20 protein-coding genes are annotated in these 19,934 nt (G+C 71.3%); 6 read left to right on the forward strand and 14 right to left on the reverse strand.

From position 1 onward, the window contains the following. The first annotated feature begins 45 nt into the window (after positions 1-45). Positions 46-1,608, forward strand: a complete 1,563-nt coding sequence (locus ACFVX6_RS37230; protein ID WP_389699026.1) for a PKD domain-containing protein — start codon at positions 46-48, stop codon at positions 1,606-1,608. A 93-nt stretch (positions 1,609-1,701) separates the two neighbouring features. On the opposite strand, the gene ACFVX6_RS37235 is transcribed toward ACFVX6_RS37230, so the two are convergent. From ACFVX6_RS37235 to ACFVX6_RS37245, 3 genes are read right to left on the reverse strand one after another with little or no spacing between them, the layout of a single operon-like run. Further along, positions 1,702-2,673 carry an NAD(P)-dependent alcohol dehydrogenase gene (locus tag ACFVX6_RS37235; RefSeq protein WP_389699027.1) on the reverse strand — a complete coding sequence of 324 codons (972 nt, stop codon included), beginning with the start codon at positions 2,671-2,673 and terminating at the stop codon, positions 1,702-1,704. After that, positions 2,670-2,909 (reverse strand): helix-turn-helix transcriptional regulator, encoded by a 240-nt coding sequence (locus tag ACFVX6_RS37240; RefSeq protein WP_389699042.1) that lies wholly within the window; start codon positions 2,907-2,909, stop codon positions 2,670-2,672. Before ACFVX6_RS37240 ends, ACFVX6_RS37235 begins: the two co-directional genes overlap by 4 nt. Next, positions 2,906-3,373, reverse strand: coding sequence for a hypothetical protein (locus ACFVX6_RS37245; protein WP_389699028.1), 468 nt, complete (start codon positions 3,371-3,373; stop codon positions 2,906-2,908). The genes ACFVX6_RS37240 and ACFVX6_RS37245 overlap by 4 nt, the downstream gene beginning before the upstream one ends. Positions 3,374-3,507: 134 nt before the next feature. Here ACFVX6_RS37245 and ACFVX6_RS37250 point away from each other — a divergent pair, with 134 nt between their 5' ends. The 4 genes from ACFVX6_RS37250 (at position 3,508) to ACFVX6_RS37265 (ending at position 7,165) form a co-directional block, all read left to right on the forward strand. Next, complete coding sequence (locus ACFVX6_RS37250; RefSeq protein ID WP_389699029.1) at positions 3,508-4,164, forward strand: hypothetical protein; 657 nt, start codon at positions 3,508-3,510, stop codon at positions 4,162-4,164. 108 nt (positions 4,165-4,272) lie between these two features. Continuing rightward, positions 4,273-4,515 (forward strand): ferredoxin, encoded by a 243-nt coding sequence (locus ACFVX6_RS37255; RefSeq protein WP_382975757.1) that lies wholly within the window; start codon positions 4,273-4,275, stop codon positions 4,513-4,515. After that, a complete protein-coding gene (locus ACFVX6_RS37260) occupies positions 4,508-5,902 on the forward strand; it encodes an NAD(P)/FAD-dependent oxidoreductase (protein WP_389699030.1) in 1,395 nt (464 codons plus the stop codon). The genes ACFVX6_RS37255 and ACFVX6_RS37260 overlap by 8 nt, the downstream gene beginning before the upstream one ends. Before the next feature lie 24 nt (positions 5,903-5,926). Next, on the forward strand, positions 5,927-7,165 hold the full coding sequence (locus tag ACFVX6_RS37265; RefSeq protein WP_389699031.1) for a cytochrome P450: 1,239 nt from the start codon (positions 5,927-5,929) through the stop codon (positions 7,163-7,165). 64 nt (positions 7,166-7,229) lie between these two features. Here the strand turns inward: ACFVX6_RS37265 and ACFVX6_RS37270 are convergent, their stop codons facing one another. From ACFVX6_RS37270 to ACFVX6_RS37320, 11 genes are all read right to left on the reverse strand, one after another. Continuing rightward, a complete protein-coding gene (locus ACFVX6_RS37270) occupies positions 7,230-7,481 on the reverse strand; it encodes an EF-hand domain-containing protein (protein ID WP_389699032.1) in 252 nt (83 codons plus the stop codon). 109 nt (positions 7,482-7,590) lie between these two features. Further along, the gene (locus ACFVX6_RS37275) at positions 7,591-8,715 is read right to left on the reverse strand and encodes a mechanosensitive ion channel family protein (protein ID WP_389699033.1); all 1,125 of its coding nucleotides are present in this window, start codon (positions 8,713-8,715) and stop codon (positions 7,591-7,593) included. 256 nt (positions 8,716-8,971) lie between these two features. Beyond that, positions 8,972-9,784 carry an amino acid ABC transporter ATP-binding protein gene (locus ACFVX6_RS37280; protein ID WP_389699034.1) on the reverse strand — a complete coding sequence of 271 codons (813 nt, stop codon included), beginning with the start codon at positions 9,782-9,784 and terminating at the stop codon, positions 8,972-8,974. A 28-nt stretch (positions 9,785-9,812) separates the two neighbouring features. Next, positions 9,813-10,643: an amino acid ABC transporter permease gene (locus ACFVX6_RS37285; RefSeq protein ID WP_374213292.1), complete on the reverse strand. Its 831-nt coding sequence runs from the start codon at positions 10,641-10,643 to the stop codon at positions 9,813-9,815. Continuing rightward, entirely contained in the window at positions 10,610-11,458 is an 849-nt protein-coding gene (locus tag ACFVX6_RS37290; protein WP_389699035.1) for an ABC transporter substrate-binding protein, read from the reverse strand. The genes ACFVX6_RS37285 and ACFVX6_RS37290 overlap by 34 nt, the downstream gene beginning before the upstream one ends. Positions 11,459-11,666: 208 nt before the next feature. Next, entirely contained in the window at positions 11,667-12,566 is a 900-nt protein-coding gene (locus tag ACFVX6_RS37295) for an ABC transporter ATP-binding protein (protein WP_389699043.1), read from the reverse strand. 32 nt (positions 12,567-12,598) lie between these two features. Beyond that, on the reverse strand, positions 12,599-13,585 hold the full coding sequence (locus ACFVX6_RS37300) for an ABC transporter ATP-binding protein (protein ID WP_389699036.1): 987 nt from the start codon (positions 13,583-13,585) through the stop codon (positions 12,599-12,601). Beyond that, complete coding sequence (locus tag ACFVX6_RS37305; RefSeq protein ID WP_389699037.1) at positions 13,582-14,472, reverse strand: ABC transporter permease; 891 nt, start codon at positions 14,470-14,472, stop codon at positions 13,582-13,584. The genes ACFVX6_RS37300 and ACFVX6_RS37305 overlap by 4 nt, the downstream gene beginning before the upstream one ends. Further along, positions 14,469-15,449 carry an ABC transporter permease gene (locus ACFVX6_RS37310; RefSeq protein WP_389699038.1) on the reverse strand — a complete coding sequence of 327 codons (981 nt, stop codon included), beginning with the start codon at positions 15,447-15,449 and terminating at the stop codon, positions 14,469-14,471. Before ACFVX6_RS37310 ends, ACFVX6_RS37305 begins: the two co-directional genes overlap by 4 nt. Further along, a complete protein-coding gene (locus tag ACFVX6_RS37315) occupies positions 15,446-17,137 on the reverse strand; it encodes an ABC transporter substrate-binding protein (RefSeq protein ID WP_389699039.1) in 1,692 nt (563 codons plus the stop codon). The genes ACFVX6_RS37310 and ACFVX6_RS37315 overlap by 4 nt, the downstream gene beginning before the upstream one ends. A gap of 101 nt (positions 17,138-17,238) precedes the next feature. After that, a complete protein-coding gene (locus ACFVX6_RS37320) occupies positions 17,239-18,921 on the reverse strand; it encodes an amidohydrolase (RefSeq protein ID WP_389699040.1) in 1,683 nt (560 codons plus the stop codon). 129 nt (positions 18,922-19,050) lie between these two features. Here ACFVX6_RS37320 and ACFVX6_RS37325 point away from each other — a divergent pair, with 129 nt between their 5' ends. After that, positions 19,051-19,746 (forward strand): TetR/AcrR family transcriptional regulator, encoded by a 696-nt coding sequence (locus ACFVX6_RS37325; protein ID WP_389699041.1) that lies wholly within the window; start codon positions 19,051-19,053, stop codon positions 19,744-19,746. The last annotated feature ends 188 nt before the right edge of the window (positions 19,747-19,934 follow it).

Genomic DNA, 19,934 nt, shown 5'->3' on the forward strand with positions numbered 1-19,934 from the left:
GTCCCGGAGCGCCCGCTCGACCGCCATCACGCAAATGGGGGGCCCATGCGCCAGCACCGATCCGTCCTCTCCGCCGCCTTGGTGGCGGCCTCCGTCGGCCTCACACCCGGCATCGCTCACGCGGCAGGTCCCGTCGCACCCGCCGCCCGGGCGGACGTCTCGCAGACGAAGGCCGACACCGGAGGCTCGGACCTCGACATCTCTCTGTTCGCCGCTCCCATCACCGCGCACAAGGTCCAGGTGATCGTCCAGTCACTGGACCGGCTCCCCACGTACGAGATCACCTACGACTGGGGCGACGGGACCACCAGCAAGGAGACTTCCACGGGCCGCGACGCCACCTGGGACCATCACACGTACGCCGAGGTCGGCGCGTACACCGTCACCGTCACGGTGAAGGACACGGCGACCGGCGTCCAGGACGTGCAGACGGTCGAGACCGTGACGGAAGGCACCGAGTTCACCCCGCACGCACCCACTCGGCTGCTGGACACCCGTTCCGGCCTCGGCGCGGCGAAGGCCAAGGTGGGTGGTCGGGGGTCCGTGGCCCTGAAGGTCGCGGGCACCTCCGAGATCCCCGCCGACGTGGTCGCCGTGGCGCTCAACGTCACCGTCACGAACACGGTCGACGCGGGCCATGTCGCGGTCCAGCCGGGCAAGACCCCCCACGAGGCCACCACCTCCAACCTGAACTACGTCGCGGGCCAGTCGGTTCCGAACCTGGTGATCGTGCCGGTTCGTGACGGACACGTGCAGATGTTCAACGGCGGCTGGCAGCCGGTGGACCTGATCGCGGACGTCACCGGCTACTTCAAGGCGTCGCCGGCCGGCGGCTACACGGCACTGACCCCGGTCCGCGCCGTCGACACCCGCGAGGGCCTCGGCGCGGCGCGGAGCCAGGTCCCCGGTTACGGCGCCTTCGACATCGCGATCGCCGGACACAGGGGCGTCCCGAAGGGCGCCACCGCCGTGGCGCTCAACCTGACCGCCACGAACCCGCGGGAGTCCGGTCACCTGACCGCCTACCCCAGCGGGCAGACGGCTCCGGCCACGTCGAACGTGAACTTCTCCGCCGGTCAGACCGTGGCCAACTCGGTGATCGTCCCGATCGGCCCCGACGGGAAGATCGCCGTCCGCAACGGCAGTTGGAAGCCGTCCGACGTGGTGGTCGACATCGTCGGCTACTACAGCACCGACAGCCAGGCCGCCTTCGTGCCCGAGGTGCCGCACCGGATCTTCGACAGCCGCCAGGGCTCCTGGTTCCGGTCCCGCGGTCCTCTGAAGGGCCGCGACTTCGCCCACGTTCCGTTCTTCGGGCGGTCCGGTTCGCTCGAGGCCGTGGTGCTGAACACCACGGTCACCAACACGGCGGGGGTGGGCTTCCTGTCGGTCGCCGCCGACCCGAACTCGTGGGAGGACTACCAGACGGGAAACACCGTCAGGCCGGTGCGTCCCCTCTCCTCCGCGCTGAACTGGACGCGGGGCACGACCGTCCCCAACCTGGTCCAGGCATCGACCGGCGAGGAACAGATCCTCGACTTCTGGAACCAGGGCTGGGAATCGGCCGATCTCGTCGTCGACCTGCTCGGCTACTACGACGCGAAGTAGGCAGTACGTGCCCGCGCCCCAGGACAGGCCGTCCGAGCCGGTCCCGGGGCGCGGGTGCGGCTTTCGCACCCGGGCCTGGTCATCTCTTTCGGCCTAAGGTGTGATCAGGATCTTCCCGCGCGCTTCGCCCCGGTGGAGCCGGTCGATGGCGTCCGGGGCGTCGGCGAGCCGGCAGGTGAGGTGGACGGCCGGGGACAGTGTGCCGTCCTCGACGTGCCGCCGCAGGACCTCCAGGTCGGCCTGACGTTCGGCGGAGATGAACCCCTTGAGGCCGTGGCGCACGAAGGGGTTAAGCAGTGCGGCCCACAGGACCCGGCCCATGCCGCCCAGCCAGGGGCCGCCGCCCTCGCCGCCGACGATCACGAGCGTTCCGCGCGGGGTCAGGGCGCGCCGGAGGCGGGACAGGGGGCGGTTGCCCGCGATGTCCAGGATGAGGTCGTAGCGGCGCACGCCGTCCGCGAACTCCTCGCGGGTGTAGTCGATCACCTCGTCCGCGCCGAGCCCGCGCACCAGCTCCGTCTTCGTGGTGCTGCACACTCCGGTGACGTGCGCCCCGTACGCCTTCGCCAGCTGGACCGCGAAGGTGCCGACGCCGCCCGCGGCTCCGATGACCAGGACCCGCTGGCCGCTCCGTACCCGCCCCGCGTCGCGCAGTGCCTGGAGAGCGGTGAGACCGGAGATCGGGAGGGCGGCCGCCTCTTCCAGCGGCAGCCCTGCGGGCACGGGCGCCAGCTTGTCCTGCCGGGCGGTCGCGTACTGCGCGAAGGAGCCCTCGCAGATGCCGAACACCTCGTCGCCCACCCCGAAGGCGCTCACCCCCTCGCCGACCGCCTCGACCTGCCCGGAGACCTCCCGGCCCCGTACGGGAACCTTGGGTGCGCGCAGCCCGAATCCGAGGAGCCGCAGCAGGTAGGGCTTGCCGCTCATGAGGTGCCAGACCCCCGCGTCCAGGCCGGCGGCCCGGACCGCTATGAGCACCTCCCCCTCGCCCGGTCTCGGCGTTTCGATGTCCCTGAGCTCCAGCACCTCGCTGGAGCCGTACGTGTCCTGCACGATCGCCTTCACGGCGTCGTCCCTTCGTCGTCTGCGCCACCTGCGTACTGGAATACCTGTTCGAGCGATACTGCGAAGACGCGGGCGATCCTGAAGGCCGTCTCCAGCGAGGGCGAGTAGCGCCCCTTCTCGATGGCGATGACGGTCTGGCGGGTCACGCCGATGCGCTCTGCCAGCTCCGCCTGGGTCATCTCCCCGGACTCGAAGCGCAGGATCCTGATCCGGTTCGTGATGCCGGTCGGCTTCACCACGACTGGAACCCCCAGCGGTAGGCGGCGAGCTTGACGACCGATCCGAGCACCGCCGAGAGGACGAAGCCCAGGTAGAGGGCGTTGGAGATCCAGAAGCGGTCGGCCCCGGTCATCGACAGGATCAGCGCGGCCACGGCGCCGATGACGAGGAAGGACTGCCCGGCGTGCTCGCCGAGGCGGCCGATCTCCTTGTCCCGCTGGTCCTTGACGTCGGCCTCGCCGGGCTTGGCCACCGCCACGGCGATGTTGAGCAGGATGGCGGCGACGATGGCGCCGCCGACCGTCCAGAGCAGCGGCGTGACGTACGGGACCTCCGCCAGGGGGACCCCGTCGCCGGACCGGCCCAGCACGAGGGCCAGGTAGACCGCGTACCCGATGACCGCGACCACCCCCATGATCCATGCGCGCTTCTCTTCGAAGGCCACGACCGCACCCGCTCCCATGTAAAAGAACTTTGACATCACGAAGGTAAAAGGATCCATACCTGGTGTCAATAATTTCTTACATCCATCTCCCGGGGGCAGAGCCCGGGCCCGTGTCACCCGGGCGCGCGGCCCCGCTGGCACCACGGCCGCACCCCGGGCTTGCTGGACGAATGAGACCAGAAGCACCGGGGACGCCCCCGGGACAGAGCCTGAGCACCCCCAGGGCAGCGGGGCTCGCGGGGATCCTCTTCGCCGTCCTCATGGCGGCGGCGATCGTGCTGGCCCGGATCGGCCTGCCCGAGGGCGGCGGCGCGGCCGAGATCGAGGTCACCTCGGGGCAGCGGGACGCGGTGACCACCGCACTGGAGCTCGCCCCCTTCGCGGGCATCGCCTTCCTGTGGTTCATGGGCGCACTGCGGGAGCACTCGGGCGAAGCGGAGGACCGGTTCGTCGCCACCGTGTTCCTGGGCAGCGGGATGATCTTCGTCGCCAGCCTCTTCGGCGCCGCCGCGGCCGCGGGGACGGTGCTGGACGCCGATCAGCCCCAAGAATTCGGCCGCCACTTCGCCTACACGCTGCTGACCACGTACGGGATGCGGATGGCCGCCGTGTTCGTGTTCGCGACCTCCACGATCGGCCGCCGGCTCGGGGCCTTCCCCCGCCCGCTGGCCGTGGCCGGGTACCTCGCCGGCCTGGTGCTGCTGGTGGCGGGCTCCTCCTTGCCCTGGTCCGAGCTGGTCTTCCCGGCCTGGGCCCTGGTCGTGAGCCTGTACATCCTGCGGTCGGGTCGGGGCCGCCCCGGCCCGGCCCCTCGTCCGGCCCCCTGACGGGCGCCCGGACCTCACTCCAATGGCCGCCACGGACGGGCCCCCCGGTACCGCCGCGCGCACGCTGGTCCGGGAAGCTCAGGGGGGCACCGAAAGGACCACACCTTGCTGAGGCTCGTCGTCGATCTCAACCGGTGCCAGGGATACGCGCAGTGCGCCTTCCTCGCCCCCGACGTCTTCGCGATGCACGGGGACGAAGGGCTGCTCTACGATCCGCAGGCCGAGGACGCGCAACGCGAGCGGGTGGCCCAGGCCGTGGCCGCCTGTCCCGTGCAGGCGATCCTCGTGGACGAGCTGGACCTGGCCGCCACCGCCCCCGCCCGCTCCGGAGGGGAGGCCTCCGATGGCTGACACCGCCCTGGACCAGCTCAAGCGCTCCGGCCGCATCGTGGTCGTCGGCGCCTCGCTGGCCGGCCTGCGCGCCGCCGAGGTCATGCGGGAGAAGGGCTTCGCCGGCACGCTGACCATGATCGGCGACGAGCCCCACCAGCCGTACGACCGGCCTCCGCTGTCCAAGGGGGTGCTGCTGGGCAAGGCCGACGCCGAGCGCACCCTGCTCCCCCGGCGGCGCGACATCGAAGCCGAATGGCGCCTCGGCGTCGCGGCCACCGGGCTCGACATGGCGGCCCGTACGGTCAAGCTCGCCGACGGCGAGGAGGTCCCGTACGACCGTCTCCTGATCGCCACCGGGGTCCGGGCCCGGCCCTGGCCGAACGAGGCCGAAGGCGAGCTCGACGGGGTGTTCACCCTGCGCACCCGCGAGGACGGGGCGGGTCTGGCCCGCGCGCTGGCCGCCGGACCGCGCCGGGTCCTGATCATCGGCGCCGGCTTCACCGGATCCGAGATCGCCTCGGCGTGCCGCGAACGCGGGCTGGAGGTCACCGTCGCCGAACGCGGCAACGGCCCGCTGGTCGGCGCCCTGGGCGGGGTGATCGGGGCCGTGGCCGCCGAACTCCACCGGGAGAACGGCGTGGACCTGCGGACCGGGATCTCGGTGACCGCTCTGGAGGGCGACTCCACCGGACGGGTGCGCGCCGCACACCTCTCCGACGGCACCACGCTGGAATGCGACGTGGTGATCGTCTCCCTCGGCGCCCAGCGCAACACCGAGTGGCTGACCGGCTCCGGACTCGGCGCGGGTCCGCGCGGCATCGCCTGCGATGCCGGCTGCCGGGCCTTCGACCTCCGCGGGATCGTCACCGACGACATCTACGTGGCGGGCGACGTGGCCCGCTCTCCGCACGCGCTGTTCGGCTACCAGTTCCTCTCCCTGGAGCACTGGGGCAATGCCGTGGCGCAGGCCGAGACCGCCGCCCACAACATGCTGAGCGAGAGCACCGACCGCCGGCCGCACCTGTGGGTGCCGGCGTTCTGGTCCTCCCAGTTCGGCGTGAACATCAAGTCCGTCGGCGTTCCCTCCATGGGCACCGAGATCATGATCACCCAGGGGTCCCGGGCCGAGCGCCGGTTCACCGGGGTCTACGGCTACCAGGGCCGGGTCATCGGGGCCGTCACCTTCGACAACGCGCGCTGGCTGCAGTTCTACGAGAAGCAGATCGAGTGCACGGCCCCGTTCCCGCCCCCGTTCACCACGGTGGACCGCCGCCCCGACGGGCAGCGGCCGATCCCGGCCGACTTCCCCGACCCCTCCGTGCCCACGCACGGCCCGACCATCACCCTCAGCGGGTACTCGCCGGCCGACCGCCGGATCGCCACCTTCACCCCCGCCGGGCACTGACCCGCACGTTCCCGGAGGACTCCCATGGCCCACGGCATCCTGAGCCAGATCCTGGACTATTCCAGCCGCGCGAACCCGTACCCGCTGTACGAGGAGCTGCGCAAGACCCCCGTCTTCCACGACGGGACCGGACCGTACGTCATCAGCACCTACTACGACATCGAGAGCCTGCTGCACGATCCGCGGCTCAGCTCCGACGCCCGCAACCTGGCCGCCACGGCCGGGGACCCGCTGGCCGAGGGCGGGGAGGCGGAGGAGACCGCGCTGCCGCCGAGCTTCCTGAAGCTGGACCCGCCGGAGCACGACCGGCTGCGCCGGATGACCAACCGGCCCTTCGGGCCGCCGCACTCACCGCACCGCGTCGACGGGATGCGCGGCGGGCTGAAGGACATCGTCACCGGTCTCATCGACAACCTCGGGGACACGGAGAACATCGACCTGGTCGACCAGTTCGCGTACCCGTTCCCGGTGACGATGATCTGCCAGCTGCTCGGTGTACCGCGCGAGGACGAGCCCAAGTTCCACGTCTGGGCCGACACCCTCGCCGCGAGCCTGGACCCCGATCCGGACGCCGATCCCGCCGAGCGGCAGCGCAAGACCCACGACTCCCGCATGGAGCTGGGCATGTACCTGGCCGGGCTGATCGAACAGCGCCGTAAGGATCCCGGCGAGGACATGCTCTCCCAACTGGCCGTGGGACACGGCCCGGACGAGTCGCTGTCCACGATGGAGCTGCTGAGCACGGCGGCCCTGCTGCTGATCGCCGGCCACGAGACCACGGTCAACCTGATCACCAACGGGATGCTGACCCTGCTGCGCAACCCGGACGTGCTGGCGCAGTTGCGCAAGGAGCCCGGCCTGGCCGTACCTCTGGTGGAGGAGCTGCTGCGGTTCGAGCCTCCGGTGCAACTGCTGCCGCAGCGAACGCCGTTGGTGGACATCGAGGTCGGCGGGGTGACCATCCCCAAGGGTTCCTCCATGTGGCTGATCCTGGCCTCCGGCAACCGGGACCCGAACCGCTTCGAGAACCCGGACCGCTTCGACCCGTACCGCAAGGACATCCAGCACCTGGGCCTGGGCAGCGGCATCCACAGCTGCTTCGGCGCCCCCCTGGCACGGCTGGAGGCGCAGCTCGCGCTGAGCGAACTGGCCCGGCGGCTGGAGAACCCGCGGCTGCTGGAGGATCCGCCGCCCTACCGGCAGAACGCGGTGCTGCGCGGGCCGCGGCACCTGCGGATCGCCTGCGACGGGATCCGCGCCTGAGCAGACGCGAAGCCGAGCACTGAGCCGGGCCCTGGACCGACCCCGGTCCGGGGCCCGCTCGCGGCTACCAGCCGAAGCGGCGGTCGACCTCGCGCTCGAACTCCTCGAAGGTCAGCACGCCGTCGCCGTCCGCGTTCGCCCGGTCGAAGAGGGCCGAGGAGGTGTCCACGTCACCTACGGCCCAGAAGGGCAGATCGCCGTGGGCGGCGAGGGTGGGGCCCTTGCTGCGCAGGGCCGTGATCACCTCGACCCGGGTCAGCACCCCGTCGCTGTTCAGGTCGAGCGCGTCGAAGAGCTTGCGGGCCTTCTCACTCATGACAGGTCCTTTCGATGGGCGGCGGCGCGGTGCGGGAGACGACGGGGCGCGGGCCCCGGACCGTCAGCTTATGACCCGCCTCCCCGCCGCCCTCCTCCGGTGTCCCCCGCTACCGCGCACCGTCCGCCATGGCCCCCACGGGCGCCTCGCGCTGGTGGGGGACGGGCGACACCGGCGGGGCCGCGGCGAGCGGCTCGGACCGGGAGTCCTCCCGTTGGAGCGCGACCGTCCGCGTGGGGGCGGGGATCGAAATGCCCTCCGCCCGGAACCGGCTGTGCAGCCGCTTGATGAACTCGTGCTTGATCCGGTACTGGTCACTGAACTCGCCGACGCCGAGGATCACGGTGAAGTTGATCCTGGAGTCCGCGAAGGTGTGGAAGCGCACGGCTCCTTCGTGGTCGGGAACCGCGCCGTTGATGTCCGCCATCACCCCGTCGACCACCTCGAGGGTCACCCGCTCGACGTGCTCCAGGTCGCTCTCGTAGCCCACTCCCACCTGGACCAGGATCGACAACTGCTGCTCGGGCTGGGTGAAGTTGGTCATGTTCGTGCGCGCGAGACGCCCGTTGGGGATGATCACCAGGTTGTTCGAGAGGTTGCGGACCACGGTGTTGCGCCAGTTGATGTCGACGACGTACCCCTCCTCACCGCTCGTGAGACGGATGTAGTCACCGGGCTGCACCGTCTTCGAGGCGAGGATGTGTACGCCCGCGAAGAGGTTGGCGAGGGTGTCCTGCAGCGCGAGGGCGACCGCCAGACCACCCACGCCGAGGGCGGTGAGCAGGGGCGCGATGGACACGCCCACGGTTTCGAGGGCGACGAGCAGACCCATCGCGAGCACCAGGACGCGCGTGATGTTCACGAATATGGTGGCCGATCCGGCCACTCCCGTCCGTGCCTGGGCCACGGACTGGACGAGGCCGGCCACGACACGGGCCGCACCGACCGTGGCCACGAGGATCAGCAGCGCGGTCAGCGAGTGGTTCACCCACCCGGAGGCGCGCGGACCGAGGGGCAGCGTCGAGGCGGCCACGGCGGCGCCCGCGATGACGGCCGCCGCCGGTGCGAGGGTGCGCAGCGCGTCGACGATGATGTCGTCGCCGCTCCACCGGGTCCTGAGGGCGTGCTTGGCGAGCCACCGCACGAGGGCGCGCAGGAGCAGCCCGGCGAGCCCGCCCGCGGCCAGCGCGATGCCGGCGACCAGCCAGTCGTGCAGGACGAGTTCCCGGCTCAACGGACGCCCTCCGCCCCTTGCCGGGCCGGGGAAGCGGAGGCTGACCCTGCGGGCCGCCGGATGAGGGGTGTGGTCACCTTGTCACCTGTCAGTTCGTCGTGCGTGGGGCCGCGTTCGCGCATGCGTGCGCATCCGGAACGGGGTGCCATCCTGCCCCATGATCAACGCGGCGGCGCAGGTGGGCCCGGGCGGGTGCTCGACGTGCTCAGGTACTGGGCGTGACCAGGTGCTCGAGGTGATCAGCTGCTCGGGGTGTTCAGGCGTCCCCGCCCTGTGGCGGCCCTTCGCCCCGGGCCCCGGGTGCCTCGGCCGCCGCCGGGTCCAGGATCCGGTTGAGGAAGCCTCGGGTCCGCTCCTCCAGGGGATCCCCGACCACCTGGGCCGCCGGGCCCTGCTCGACGATCACTCCGCCGTCCATGAACACGACCCGGTCCGCGACCTCGCGGGCGAAGCTCATCTCGTGGGTGACGACCATCATCGTCATGCCCTCGCCCGCCAGGACCCGCATCACCGCCAGCACTTCGCCGACGAGTTCGGGGTCCAGCGCGGAGGTCGGCTCGTCGAAGAGCATCACTTCCGGACCCATCGACAGGGCCCGGGCGATCGCCACCCGCTGCTGCTGACCGCCGGACAACTGGGCGGGGTACGCCTCGGACTTGTCGGAGAGGCCGACGCGCGCGAGGTTCTTCCGGGCCACGGCCTCCGCCTCGTCCTTGCCCCGGCCCAGGACGCGGCGCTGGGGCAGGCTGAGGTTCTCCCGCACGCTCACGTGCGGGAAGAGGTTGAACTGCTGGAAGACCATCCCGATGCGGCGGCGTACGGCGTCGATGTCGACGTCCGGGTCGGTGAGTTCGGTGCCGCCGACGAAGACCCGGCCCTCGCTGGGCTCTTCGAGCAGGTTCACACAGCGCAGCAGCGTCGATTTGCCCGAGCCGGAGGGCCCGATGACGCACACCACCTCGCCGCGGGCGATCTCGAGGTCGATGCCGCGCAGGACGTGGTTGGCGCCGAAGGACTTGTGCAGTCCCCGGATCTCGATCTCCGGGCCGTCCGTGGCCGTCGTGTCCACCGCTGGGGCCTCCTGTTGCATGTCTTCCTCACACGGCCTTGTCCGCGCGGGCCTCCAGGCGGCGCACCACGAAGCTCAGCGGCACGGTCACCAGGAGGTAGCACAGGCCCGCGACCAGGATCGGGGTGGAGTTGGCGGTCTGGCTGGCGAGGTCCCGTCCGAACTTCGTCAGTTCCCGCTCCGACAGCGTCACACCGAGGAACAGCACGAGCGAGGAGTCCTTGAACAGCAGGACGAGTTCGTTGGTGAGGGGCGGGATGACGATGCGGAAGGCCTGCGGGATGACGATCGAGACCATGGCGCGGGCGTGCGAGAAGCCCAGCGAGCGGGCGGCTTCCATCTGCCCCTTGGGTACCGCCTGGATGCCGGCCCTGATCGTTTCCGCCATATAGGCGGCGGCCACCAGTCCCAGCCCGATCGCGACCTTGCCGTACGTGCCGCCCGGGATCTCCGTCCCGGGGAACGCCAGGGGCACCGCCACGCCCACGAAGATGAAGATCAGCAGGGCCGGGAGCCCCCGGAACAGCTCGATGTAGACGCTCGCGACCCACCGGTACGGGGCCACGGAGGACAGCCGCATCATGGCGATGACCAGGCCGAGGACCAGGCCGAGCAGGAACCCGGAGGTCGTGTAGATCACCGTGTTGCGCAGGGCCGTGGTGATGATCTCCGGGAAGAGGCGCAGCGCCAGGTCCTTCTGGGCGAACTGGTTCTGCAGCCTCCCCCAGTCCGCGGAGACGGCGATCAGCACCAGCACCGCGACGAAGAGCGCGTACTGCAGTCCCTGCGAGACCCGGCGGCGCTGGCGCCGGGTCAGCCGGGAGGTCACGGGGTGGTCTGGGGCAGCGGGCCGATCCACTGCTCGTAGAGCTTCTTGTAGGTGCCGTCGGCCTTGGCGTCGGTGATCGCCTTGTCGATCGCGGCCACGAGGGCGGTGTTGCCCTTCTTCACCGAGAAGCCGTACTGCTCGCCGGTCTCGATGTTCTGTCCGAGGGTGAACTCGGCGGCGTTCTTGGGGTCCTTGAGCCAGCCCTGGACCACGGGGTAGTCGATGACGACCGCGTCCACCTGGCCGGTGCGCAGGCCGTTGATGACCGCGTCCGAGCTCTCGAAGGCGACGGGGTCGAAGCCCTGGGCCTTGGCGTAGCTCTCGCCGGTGGTCTCGGCCTGCGCGCCCAGCTTCTTCGACTTCGCCTTGAGGTCGGCGAGCGAGGTGACGCCGCTCTTCTTGGTGGCGAGGAGCGCCTGCGTGGCGTCGAAGTAGGGGACGGAGAAGTCGACGTTCTTCTTGCGCTCGTCGGTGATCGTCATACCGGCGGCCGCGAGGTCGCACTCGCCGGAGTTGAGGAAGGCACCGGTCTTGAAGTTCTCGAAGGGGGTGTCGAGGATCTTCTGCTCGACCTGGAGCCGGCTCGCCACCAGGTCGACCAGGGCCACGTCGAAACCGACGACCTTGCCGTCCTTCTCGAACTGGAACGGCGGATAGGGCAGGTGGGTGCAGGTCGTCAGTTTGCCCTTCTCCACGACGGGCACTCCGCCGGCCGCCTCGCTCGGGCCGTCGTCGCCCGAGGAGCATCCCGCGACGAGGAACGCACCCGCCGCCGCGGCCGCGGCGGCGGTGCGGATTCGGAGGCTGCCGGGGCGCTTGCGGTTTCCTCTGGCCGTCCGGAACACGGTGGACCTCCACGAGTGCGGGTCGAGCGGCGATCACGGGCGGGACCGTCCGCGGCGATCGTAAGCCACGGGCGGCGCCCGCTGAGGGATCTTCCGCCATGCGTTCCGGAGGCGCCAGGGCGGATCCGGCCAAGATCGCCCGGCTGCCGGGAGGCGGCGGCCCCTCCGCCTCCCGGCCGGGGCGGGCCCGCACGAACCCGCCCCGGCGTCACGCCCCGACCGCCGGCCCCGCGGCGGCCGTCGTCAGGGGGTCCAGCTCGCGGCGGCGTCGGCTGATCGAGTCGGGGTCCCAGCCCGGACGGGGTACGGAGGCCAGCAGCAGCCGGGTGTAGGGGTGGTGGGGGTCGGTGAGGAGCGCGTCGACCGGGCGGTGTTCCATCGTGCGGCCGCGGTACATGACGAGCGCCTCGTCGCAGACGTAGCGGACGACGGCCAGGTCGTGGCTGACGAAGACCAGTCCGATCCCGGTGTCGCGCCGGATGTCGGAGAGCAGGTTGAGCACCTGTGCCTGTACGGACACGTCCAGGGCGGACACCGCTTCGTCGAGCACCAGGACGGCGGGTTCGACGGCCAGCGCCCTGGCGATCGCGGCGCGCTGGCGCTGCCCGCCGGAGAGCCTGCGGGGCAGGGCGGCCGCCTCGCGGTCGCCGAGGCCGACCTGGGCCAGCAGTTCCCGTACCCGTGCGGCCCTGGCCGCACGGTCGGACATCCCGTGCAGCCTGAGCACGCCGTCGACCGTCTCACCGATGCTCAGCCGCGCGTCCAGGGAGAGGTAGGGGTCCTGGAAGACGATCTGGACCGCCTTGGCACGGGCCAGCCGCGCCGGCCTCCCCCGTACGGAGGCCGCCAGCGGCCGGCCCTGGACCAGGATCTCGCCCGCGTCGGGGCGTTCCAGGCCGATCAGCATCCGGGCCGTGGTGGTCTTGCCCGAACCGGATTCCCCCACGATGCCGAGCGCCCCGCCGGCCCGCACGGAGAACGACAGGTCGTCGACGGCGACGACCTCCGTCCCGCCGGTCCGGTAGGTCTTGCGCAGTCCGGTCACCCGGAGGAGTTCCGGGGCGGTGTTCTTGCGCGACTCGGTGTCCTTGCCGGGCGCGGTGTCCATGCCGGGCTCGGTGTCCTTGCCGGACTGGGTGTTCAACGGTCCTCCTTGGGCGCGAGCTCGGGCGCGAGTTCGGCGGCGCGGTGGCAGGCGACCTCGGCCGGGCCGTGTCGCAGGAGTTCCGGCGGCGACTGGTCGCAGCGGCCCGGTTCGGCGAACCGGCAGCGGGGTGCGAAGGCGCAGCCGGGGGCCGACTCGAGCAGGCCCATGGGGGCGCCGGGGATGGAGGTGAGGCGGGCCGGGGGGCCTTCGAGCGGCGGGGAGGAGCCGAGCAGGCCCGCGGTGTAGGGGTGCCGCGGGGAGGCGAAGAGTTCCGCCACGGGTGCCGTTTCGACGATCCGGCCCGCGTACATGACGTAGATCCGGTCGCTGACGGAGGCGGCGAGCTCGATGTCGTGGGTGATGAGGAGGAGTCCGAGGCCGCGTTCGCGCTGGAGCCGGCCCAGGACGGCCAGGATCTCGGCCTGGGTGCTGACGTCGAGCGCGGTGGTCGGCTCGTCGCAGAGCAGGAGCCCCGGTTCGGCGGTGAGGGCCGCGGCGATCACGACGCGCTGGAGCATGCCGCCGGAGAGCTCGTGCGGGAACTGGTTCAGGTGGCGGACGGGGTCGGGCAGGCCGACAGCGTCGAGCAGTTCGGCGGCCCTGACGTTCGCCCGGGCCTTGGACCAGCCGTGCACCAGGCGCAGCGGTTCGGTGAGGAAGTCCCCCACCCGGCGCACCGGGTTGATGGCGGCCCGGGGGTCCTGGTAGATCATCGCCGCCTTGTTCGTGCGCACCTCGCGCAGGCTCGCGGGGGCGGCGCCGACCAGGTCGGTCCCCTCCACCCGGACCCGGCCGCCGATCTCGGCGCCCTGCGGGAACAGGCCGAGGGCGGCGCGGGCGGTGACGGACTTGCCCGAGCCGGATTCGCCGACCAGGGCGACGACCTCGCCCGCCGCGACGGTGAGGCTGACGCCGTCGAGGAGGGGGCGTGCCATCGCGGGGAGGGTGACGCGCAGGGCTTCGTAGTCGAGCAGTGTCATCGGGAGTCCCTCCCCGCGAGGCGGTCGCCGAGGTCTTCCCCGACGACGTTGAAGGCGACCACGACCAGGACGACCACCACGGCCGGCGCGATCGCGGAGAGCGGCCGGCCCTGCAGGACGGCCGCCTGCCCCTGGTTGATCATGGCTCCCCAGTCGGGGGTGGGCGGCTGTACGCCGAGTCCGAGGAAGGAGAGGGCGGCGAGGTCGAGCAGCGCGTAGCCGAAGTTCACCGTCGACTGGGCGAGCAGCGTCGGGGCGATGTTGGGCAGCAGCCTGCGGACGGTGACGTACAGGGGCGAGTGGCCCTGCACCTGGTAGGCGGCGATGTAGGGCCGGGACTTCTCCCGGACGGCCAGGCCCCGTACGAGGCGTGCGGTGTACGGCATGTAGGCGATGGCCATGGCGATCACCGGAGCCGTCATCCCCTTGCCGAACAGGGCCACCGCGAGGATCGCGAGGAGCAGCGCGGGGAAGGCGAACAGGACGTCGAGGACCCGTCCGACGGCGGTGTCGATCCAGCCTCCGCGCCAGGCGGTGAACAGGCCGACGGCGACGCCGAGGATCGTGGAGAACAGGACGACCGCGAGCGGACCGGCCAGGCTGGTGCGGGTGGCGACCAGCAGCGCCGAGAGGGTGTCGTGGCCGCCCTGGTCGGTGCCCAGCCAGTGCTGGGCGCTCGGCCCCAGGAGGGTGTCGCCGAGCTGTCCGAAGGTGGGGTCGTACGGGGCGATCCAGGGGCCGAGCAGTGCGATGAGCACGAACAGGACGAGGAGCGCCAGGCAGGTCCGCTGCAGCCGGCTGCCGCCGAGGCGGCGCAGCCGGGCGAGCGGGTCGCGCCGGGTACGGGAGGGGAGGGGCGTGGCGCCCGTTTCGGGAAGGGTGGTCATCGGGCGCTCCCCGCCGCGGCCGTGCGCGGATCGATCAGTGGCTGGACCAGGTCCACGAGGGCGTTGACGACGACGAACGCGGCCACCACGAGCAGCACGATGGCCTGGACGACCTGGAAGTCGAGCTGGTCGACGGACTGCACCAGCAGGGAGCCCACGCCGGACATTCCGAAGGCGGTCTCGACGATCGCGGTGCTGACCAGCATGCCGGAGACCAGGAGGGCGGAGACGGTGACGATCGGTCCGAGGGCGTTGCGCAGGACGTGCCGCCGGATGACGGTGCGCCGTGGCGCTCCGCGGCTCAGTGCGACCTCCACGTGGTCGCGGCCCAGTTCGTCGAGCATGGCCGAGCGGGTCACCCGGGTGACCAGGGCCGTGAAGGTGACGGACAGGGCCGCCGCCGGGAGGATCACGTGGTGCAGCCGGTCCATGAGGCCTTCGCCGTTGCCGATGGTGGGGAACCAGCCCAGTTGCACTCCGAACACCGACCTGAGCAGCAGGGCGGCGACGAAGGCGGGTGCGGCCGCGCCCACCGTGACGAACAGCATCAGGGAGCGGTCGGTGCGCGAACCGCGGCGCAGCGCGCCGATGATGCCGGAGCCGATGCCGAACACGGCGATCATCAGGCCGGATACGGCGATCAGCAGCATGGAGGAGGGCAGCCGCGACCAGATGACCGAGGAGACGTCCTGGTGGAAGAGATAGGAGCGGCCGAAGTCGCCGTGGAGCACCCCTTCGAGCCAGTTCCAGTACCGGACGAGGAAGGGTTCGTCGAAGCCGTACTGGCTGCGCAGCGCGGCGAGGTCCTCCGGGCTGGGGCTGCGCCCCTTGATGAGGAAGCTCGCCGGGTCGCCGGGGGCCAGGAAGAGGGAGGAGAAGACGAGGAAGGAGGTGACGAGCAGGGTCGCCGCCATGCCGGCCAGGCGGCGCAGCACCCGTACGGCGCGGGTTGTCGCGGCCGTCGCCGCGGCCGTCATCCCTTGGCTCCGATCTCGGCCGCCCACGGGTAGTAGAGGTAGGCGATGGACGGCTGGACGCCGGTGATCTTCTTGCCCATGAAGACGCTGACGGGCAGCGTGTAGAGGGGCAGCCAGGGCAGTTCGCGCGAGGCGATCTTCTGCGCCTCGGCGTTGGCGGCCGCGTGGTCTGCGGGGTCGTAGGCCCCGACGGCCTTCTCGACGGCGGCGTCGAAGGCCGGGTCGGACCAGTTGCCGTAGTTGCTGAAGGCTCCGGTCTCCAGCGAGGCGAACATGTCCAGCGGGTCGGTGATGGACGTGTACCAGAAGGTGAGGAAGAGGTCGATGCCCTCGCGGGCCGCGGGGTCGGTGAAGAGGGTCGTGTACTTCTCCGCGGAGAGGGAGTCGATCTGCGGCTTCAGTCCGATGGCGGTGGCGGCTTGGGCGACGGCCTGGGTGATGATCGTGGTCTGCGAGTCCAGCGGGCTGGTCGCGATCACGACCTTCTGGCCGTTCACTCCGGCCTCGGCGGCGAGCGCCTTGGCCTTGGCCGGGTCGTACGGGTACTTCGGCAGGTCCTTCAGGAGCGCTTCGCGGGTCGCGGGGGGTGCGTCGGCCCAGAGGTTGTCGGTGACGAGCGAGTCGGAGACCTCGCCGACCCCGCCGGCGCCGGCCTTGACGATGCCCTTGCGGTCGATGGCCATGAGGAGGGCCTGGCGGACCTTCGGGTCGCCCAGGGGGCCCTTGAGGTTGGCGACGACCTCGTCGGCGACGGTGGTGTTGCGGCCGAAGTAGAGCTTTCCGGCCTCGGTGGAGCCCAGTTGGGCGTAGGCGTTCGGCGGGACCATCCAACCGCCGTCGACCTCCCCGCTCTGGAAGGCGTTGACGCGGGTGGTGGCATCGGCGAGGAAGACGAACTTCACCTCGCCGGACTTGGCCTTCAGCTCCTGGTTCCAGTACCCGTCGAACCGCTTGAGGGTGAGGGACTGGCCGGAGGTCCAGGATCCGAAGGAGAAGGGGCCGGTGCAGTTCACGCCGGTCTGCGGATTGCCGTAGTCCTTGCCGGACTTGGCCAGGGTGGCGGCGGATTCCACGGTGCCGGGTCCGGCGGCCAGGTACTTGTTGAAGGTGGAGTCCGGCTTGGCCAGGGTGACGGTGACTTCCATCGGGCCGGTCTTGTCGATGGACTTGACGTTCTTGTACTGGTTCGCCCAGACGCTGGCGGTCTCGGGGTCGAGGTTGCGGCTCAGGGAGGCGACGACGTCGTCGGCGGTGAGCGCCGTCCCGTCGTGGAAGTGCACGCCGGGGCGGATCTGGTAGACCCAGGTGGTGGGCGTGGGGTTGGTGTACGAGGACGCGAGCCCCGGGGAGGTCGTCAGGTCGGGGTTCCAGCGCAGCAGGCTCTCGCAGACGTTGGAGAGGATCTGGTTGGGCGGGAAGTCGAAGGAGTACGCGTAGTCGATGGTGGTCGGCTCCGCGTAGACGGACCAGGTGAAGGAGTCCACGTTCCCGGCGGCGGCGGGCGTCTTGTCCGTGATCTTGTACGAGGTGGCCCGGTCCGCGTCCTTGTCGGCGGCGGCGCCGCTGCAGGCGCTCGTGACGAGCAGGGCGGCCGAGGCGAGGGCGGCGGCCGCGGCGTGGCGCACGCGGCTGCGGCTGGGTGTGCGGCGGCCGTGGCGCAGCGGGGATCCCGATCGGGTGGATGACATCGTCTGACTCCCTGAGGGATGAGCTCGGTGGGGTGGGTGACGCTCGGCCGGTGGCGGCCCGGCCGGTGGCTGTGCGGGGTGACGGTGCGGGCGGCGGTCGCTCAGTCGGTCGCGGCGAAGACCAGTTCGCCGTCGATGTACGTGCGCAGCACGCGGGTGTCGGCGATCTCCAGCGGGGGGTGCGCGAAGGGGTCCCGGTCGAGGACGACGAGGTCCGCGTACTTGCCCTCCTCGACGGTGCCGGTGACCTCGTCGAGGTGGTTCACCCATGCACTGCCGGCGGTGTAGGCGGTGAGCGCCTGGGAGAGGGTGAGCGCCTGCTCGGGGAAGAACGGAGGCGCCGGTTCGAAGGTCCCGGTCGCGTTGGGGGCCTCGTCGGGGACGGAGCGGTTGACGGCGACGTGGATGCCCCACAGCGGGTTGGGGCTGCTGACCGACCAGTCGCTGCCCGCGACCAGTCGGGCCCCGGCGCGCTGGAGGTCGCCGAACGGGTACTGGAGGCGGGCCCGTTCCGGGCCGAGGAAGGGGATCGTGAGCTCGTCCATCTGCGGTTCGTGGGCGGCCCACAGCGCCTGGATGTTGGCGGCCGCGTCCAGGCTCGCGAAGCGGGCGATGTCGTCCGGGTGGACGACCTGGAGGTGTGCGAGGTGGTGGCGGTTGTCGTTGGCCCCGTTGGCCCCGCGGGCCTCGGCGAGGGCGTCGAGCACCTCGCGCACGGCCCGGTCGCCGAGCGCGTGGAAGTGGATCTGGAAGCCCGCGCGGTCGAGGCGGGACACCGCTTCGGTGAGCACCTTCGGGTCGATGAAGCTGAGCCCGGAGTTGTTGGTGGCGCAGCCGCACCCGTCGAGGTAGGGCTCGAGCATGCCGGCGGTGAAGTTCTCGGCGATGCCGTCCTGCATCATCTTCACGCTGGTGGCGTTGAAGCGGCCGACCTGTCCGGTGCGGCGGCGCTCCTCTAGGTCGGGTATCTGCTCCAGGCCGCGTTCGCGGTCCCACCACAGGGCGCCGACGACGCGGGCGCGCAGGGAGCCCTCGCGGGCGGCGCGCAGGTAGACGCCGTAGTTGTCGGGGTTGCCGGGGAAGGCACCGATCATGGCGTCCTGCCAGCTGGTGACGCCGAGGGAGAAGAGGTGCTCCTGTGCGGCGAGCAGGCCGGCGAGCGCCTCGTCCGGGCTCGCGATGGGCACGTGGTGGGCCACCAGCTCCACGGCGCCCTCCTGGAGGGTGCCGGCCGGGCTTCCGTCCTCCTCCCGCTCGATCCGGCCGTCGGCCGGGTCGGGGGTGGTGCGGTCGACGCCCGCCGCCTCGAGCGCCCTGGTGTTGACCCAGGCGCCGTGGCCGTCCCGGTTGGTGAGCAGGACGGGCCGGTCCGGGACCACCGCGTCGAGCATGGCGCGGGTCGGCGTACCGCCGGGGAAGACGTCCATCGACCAGCCGCCGCCGCGGATCCAGACCGCGTCGGGGTGGGCCGCGGCGAATTCCGCGACGACGGCGAGGTAGCCGTCGATGGTGCGTTCCTCGCTCAGGTCGCAGCCGAGCATCTGGACGCCGGCCACCGCGGGGTGCACGTGGGCGTCCTGGAATCCGGGGACGAGCAGTCCTCCCGCGAGGTCGACGACCTCGGTGTCTGCGTCCGCGAGCGAGCGGACGGTGGCCGCGTCGGCCACGGCGATGATCCGGCCGCCTCCGACGGCGACGGCGGCGTCGATCGGGGTGGGTGAGGTGCCGGTGAAGACCCGTCCCCCTACGAAGACGATGTCGGCACGCTGCCTGGTCTTGCCCATCGACGCATCCTTCGGCTCGGCGGGTGAGCCCCGCACGGCTGGTTCGTTGAGGAGGAGTGAACGGGAGCGCAACAATGTTGTCAACGGTGTTGCGCTCGCTCTGTTCCACATCGTTACACTGGCCCCACCATGCCGAAGTCATCCGACACACCCGCCCGGTCCAAGCGCGCGGGCAGCCAGCTCACACCCGACGCGATCATCGAAGCGAGCCTGCGCATCGCGGCTCGCGGCAGCGAGGACGCCTTCACCGTGCGACGTCTCGGCGAGGAGCTCGGCGCCGACCCGACCGCGATCTACCGGCACTTCCGCGACAAGGACGAGCTGTTGCTGTCGGTCGCCGACCGCACGCTCGCCGAGGTGCTCGACCGCATCCCCGAAGGGCTCGACTGGAAGGACCGGCTGCGCGCACTCGCCGAAGGTTCCCTCGAAGTCGCACTCAGGTACCCGGTGGTCGGCTCGACCATGGCCAGCCGGACCACCCGCAGGCCCAACGAGTTCCGCGTCGTGGAGCTGATCCTCGGCGCGGTGACGGAGGCCGGCCTCGAAGGGGCGGAGGCGGCCGTCCACTACCGGATGGTCGGCGACTCCCTCCTGGCCTACGTCGGCCAGCGCGCCGCCTACCTGCTGTTCGACGCGGACGTCCGGGCAGCCGACGAGTCCTCCTGGAACCGCGAGTACCGCTTGGTCGACCCCGCGGGCTTCCCCAACATCACCCGGCTCGGCGCCCAGCTGGCCGAGGTCACGGACGAGCAGATCTTCGAGGCCAGGGTCGAGGCACTGATCACCGCGATCGAGAACCGGGTCGAGGCGCTGCGCGGAGCCTGACCCGGGACCGCCGCCCCGCCCGCGGACACCCGCCCGCGGACACCCGCCCGCGGACACCCGCCCGCGGACACCCGTCCGCGGACATTCGCCTGCGGACATTCGCCTGCCAAAAGTGGCGCAACACCGGTTACCACCGCCTAGCGCCACCGCGCTAGCACCCTCTCAGTTCGCCGCTATACGACTACGCA

Source organism: Streptomyces sp. NPDC058289 (assembly GCF_042880975.1).
Lineage (GTDB): Bacteria > Actinomycetota > Actinomycetes > Streptomycetales > Streptomycetaceae > Streptomyces > Streptomyces stoeckheimensis.

Excerpts from the sequence above, each read along its gene's own strand:
- ACFVX6_RS37260 (WP_389699030.1), top strand. The coding sequence starts at position 4,508 with ATGGCTGACACCGCCCTGGACCAGCTCAAGCGCTCCGGCCGCATCGTG.
- ACFVX6_RS37230 (WP_389699026.1), top strand. The coding sequence starts at position 46 with ATGCGCCAGCACCGATCCGTCCTCTCCGCCGCCTTGGTGGCGGCCTCC.
- ACFVX6_RS37310 (WP_389699038.1), bottom strand. The coding sequence starts at position 15,449 with ATGACGGCCGCGGCGACGGCCGCGACAACCCGCGCCGTACGGGTGCTG.
- ACFVX6_RS37325 (WP_389699041.1), top strand. The coding sequence starts at position 19,051 with ATGCCGAAGTCATCCGACACACCCGCCCGGTCCAAGCGCGCGGGCAGC.
- ACFVX6_RS37315 (WP_389699039.1), bottom strand. The coding sequence starts at position 17,137 with ATGTCATCCACCCGATCGGGATCCCCGCTGCGCCACGGCCGCCGCACA.
- ACFVX6_RS37270 (WP_389699032.1), bottom strand. The coding sequence starts at position 7,481 with ATGAGTGAGAAGGCCCGCAAGCTCTTCGACGCGCTCGACCTGAACAGC.
- ACFVX6_RS37300 (WP_389699036.1), bottom strand. The coding sequence starts at position 13,585 with ATGACACTGCTCGACTACGAAGCCCTGCGCGTCACCCTCCCCGCGATG.
- ACFVX6_RS37320 (WP_389699040.1), bottom strand. The coding sequence starts at position 18,921 with ATGGGCAAGACCAGGCAGCGTGCCGACATCGTCTTCGTAGGGGGACGG.
- ACFVX6_RS37245 (WP_389699028.1), bottom strand. The coding sequence starts at position 3,373 with ATGTCAAAGTTCTTTTACATGGGAGCGGGTGCGGTCGTGGCCTTCGAA.
- ACFVX6_RS37305 (WP_389699037.1), bottom strand. The coding sequence starts at position 14,472 with ATGACCACCCTTCCCGAAACGGGCGCCACGCCCCTCCCCTCCCGTACC.
- ACFVX6_RS37265 (WP_389699031.1), top strand. The coding sequence starts at position 5,927 with ATGGCCCACGGCATCCTGAGCCAGATCCTGGACTATTCCAGCCGCGCG.
- ACFVX6_RS37295 (WP_389699043.1), bottom strand. The coding sequence starts at position 12,566 with ATGGACACCGCGCCCGGCAAGGACACCGAGTCGCGCAAGAACACCGCC.
- ACFVX6_RS37250 (WP_389699029.1), top strand. The coding sequence starts at position 3,508 with ATGAGACCAGAAGCACCGGGGACGCCCCCGGGACAGAGCCTGAGCACC.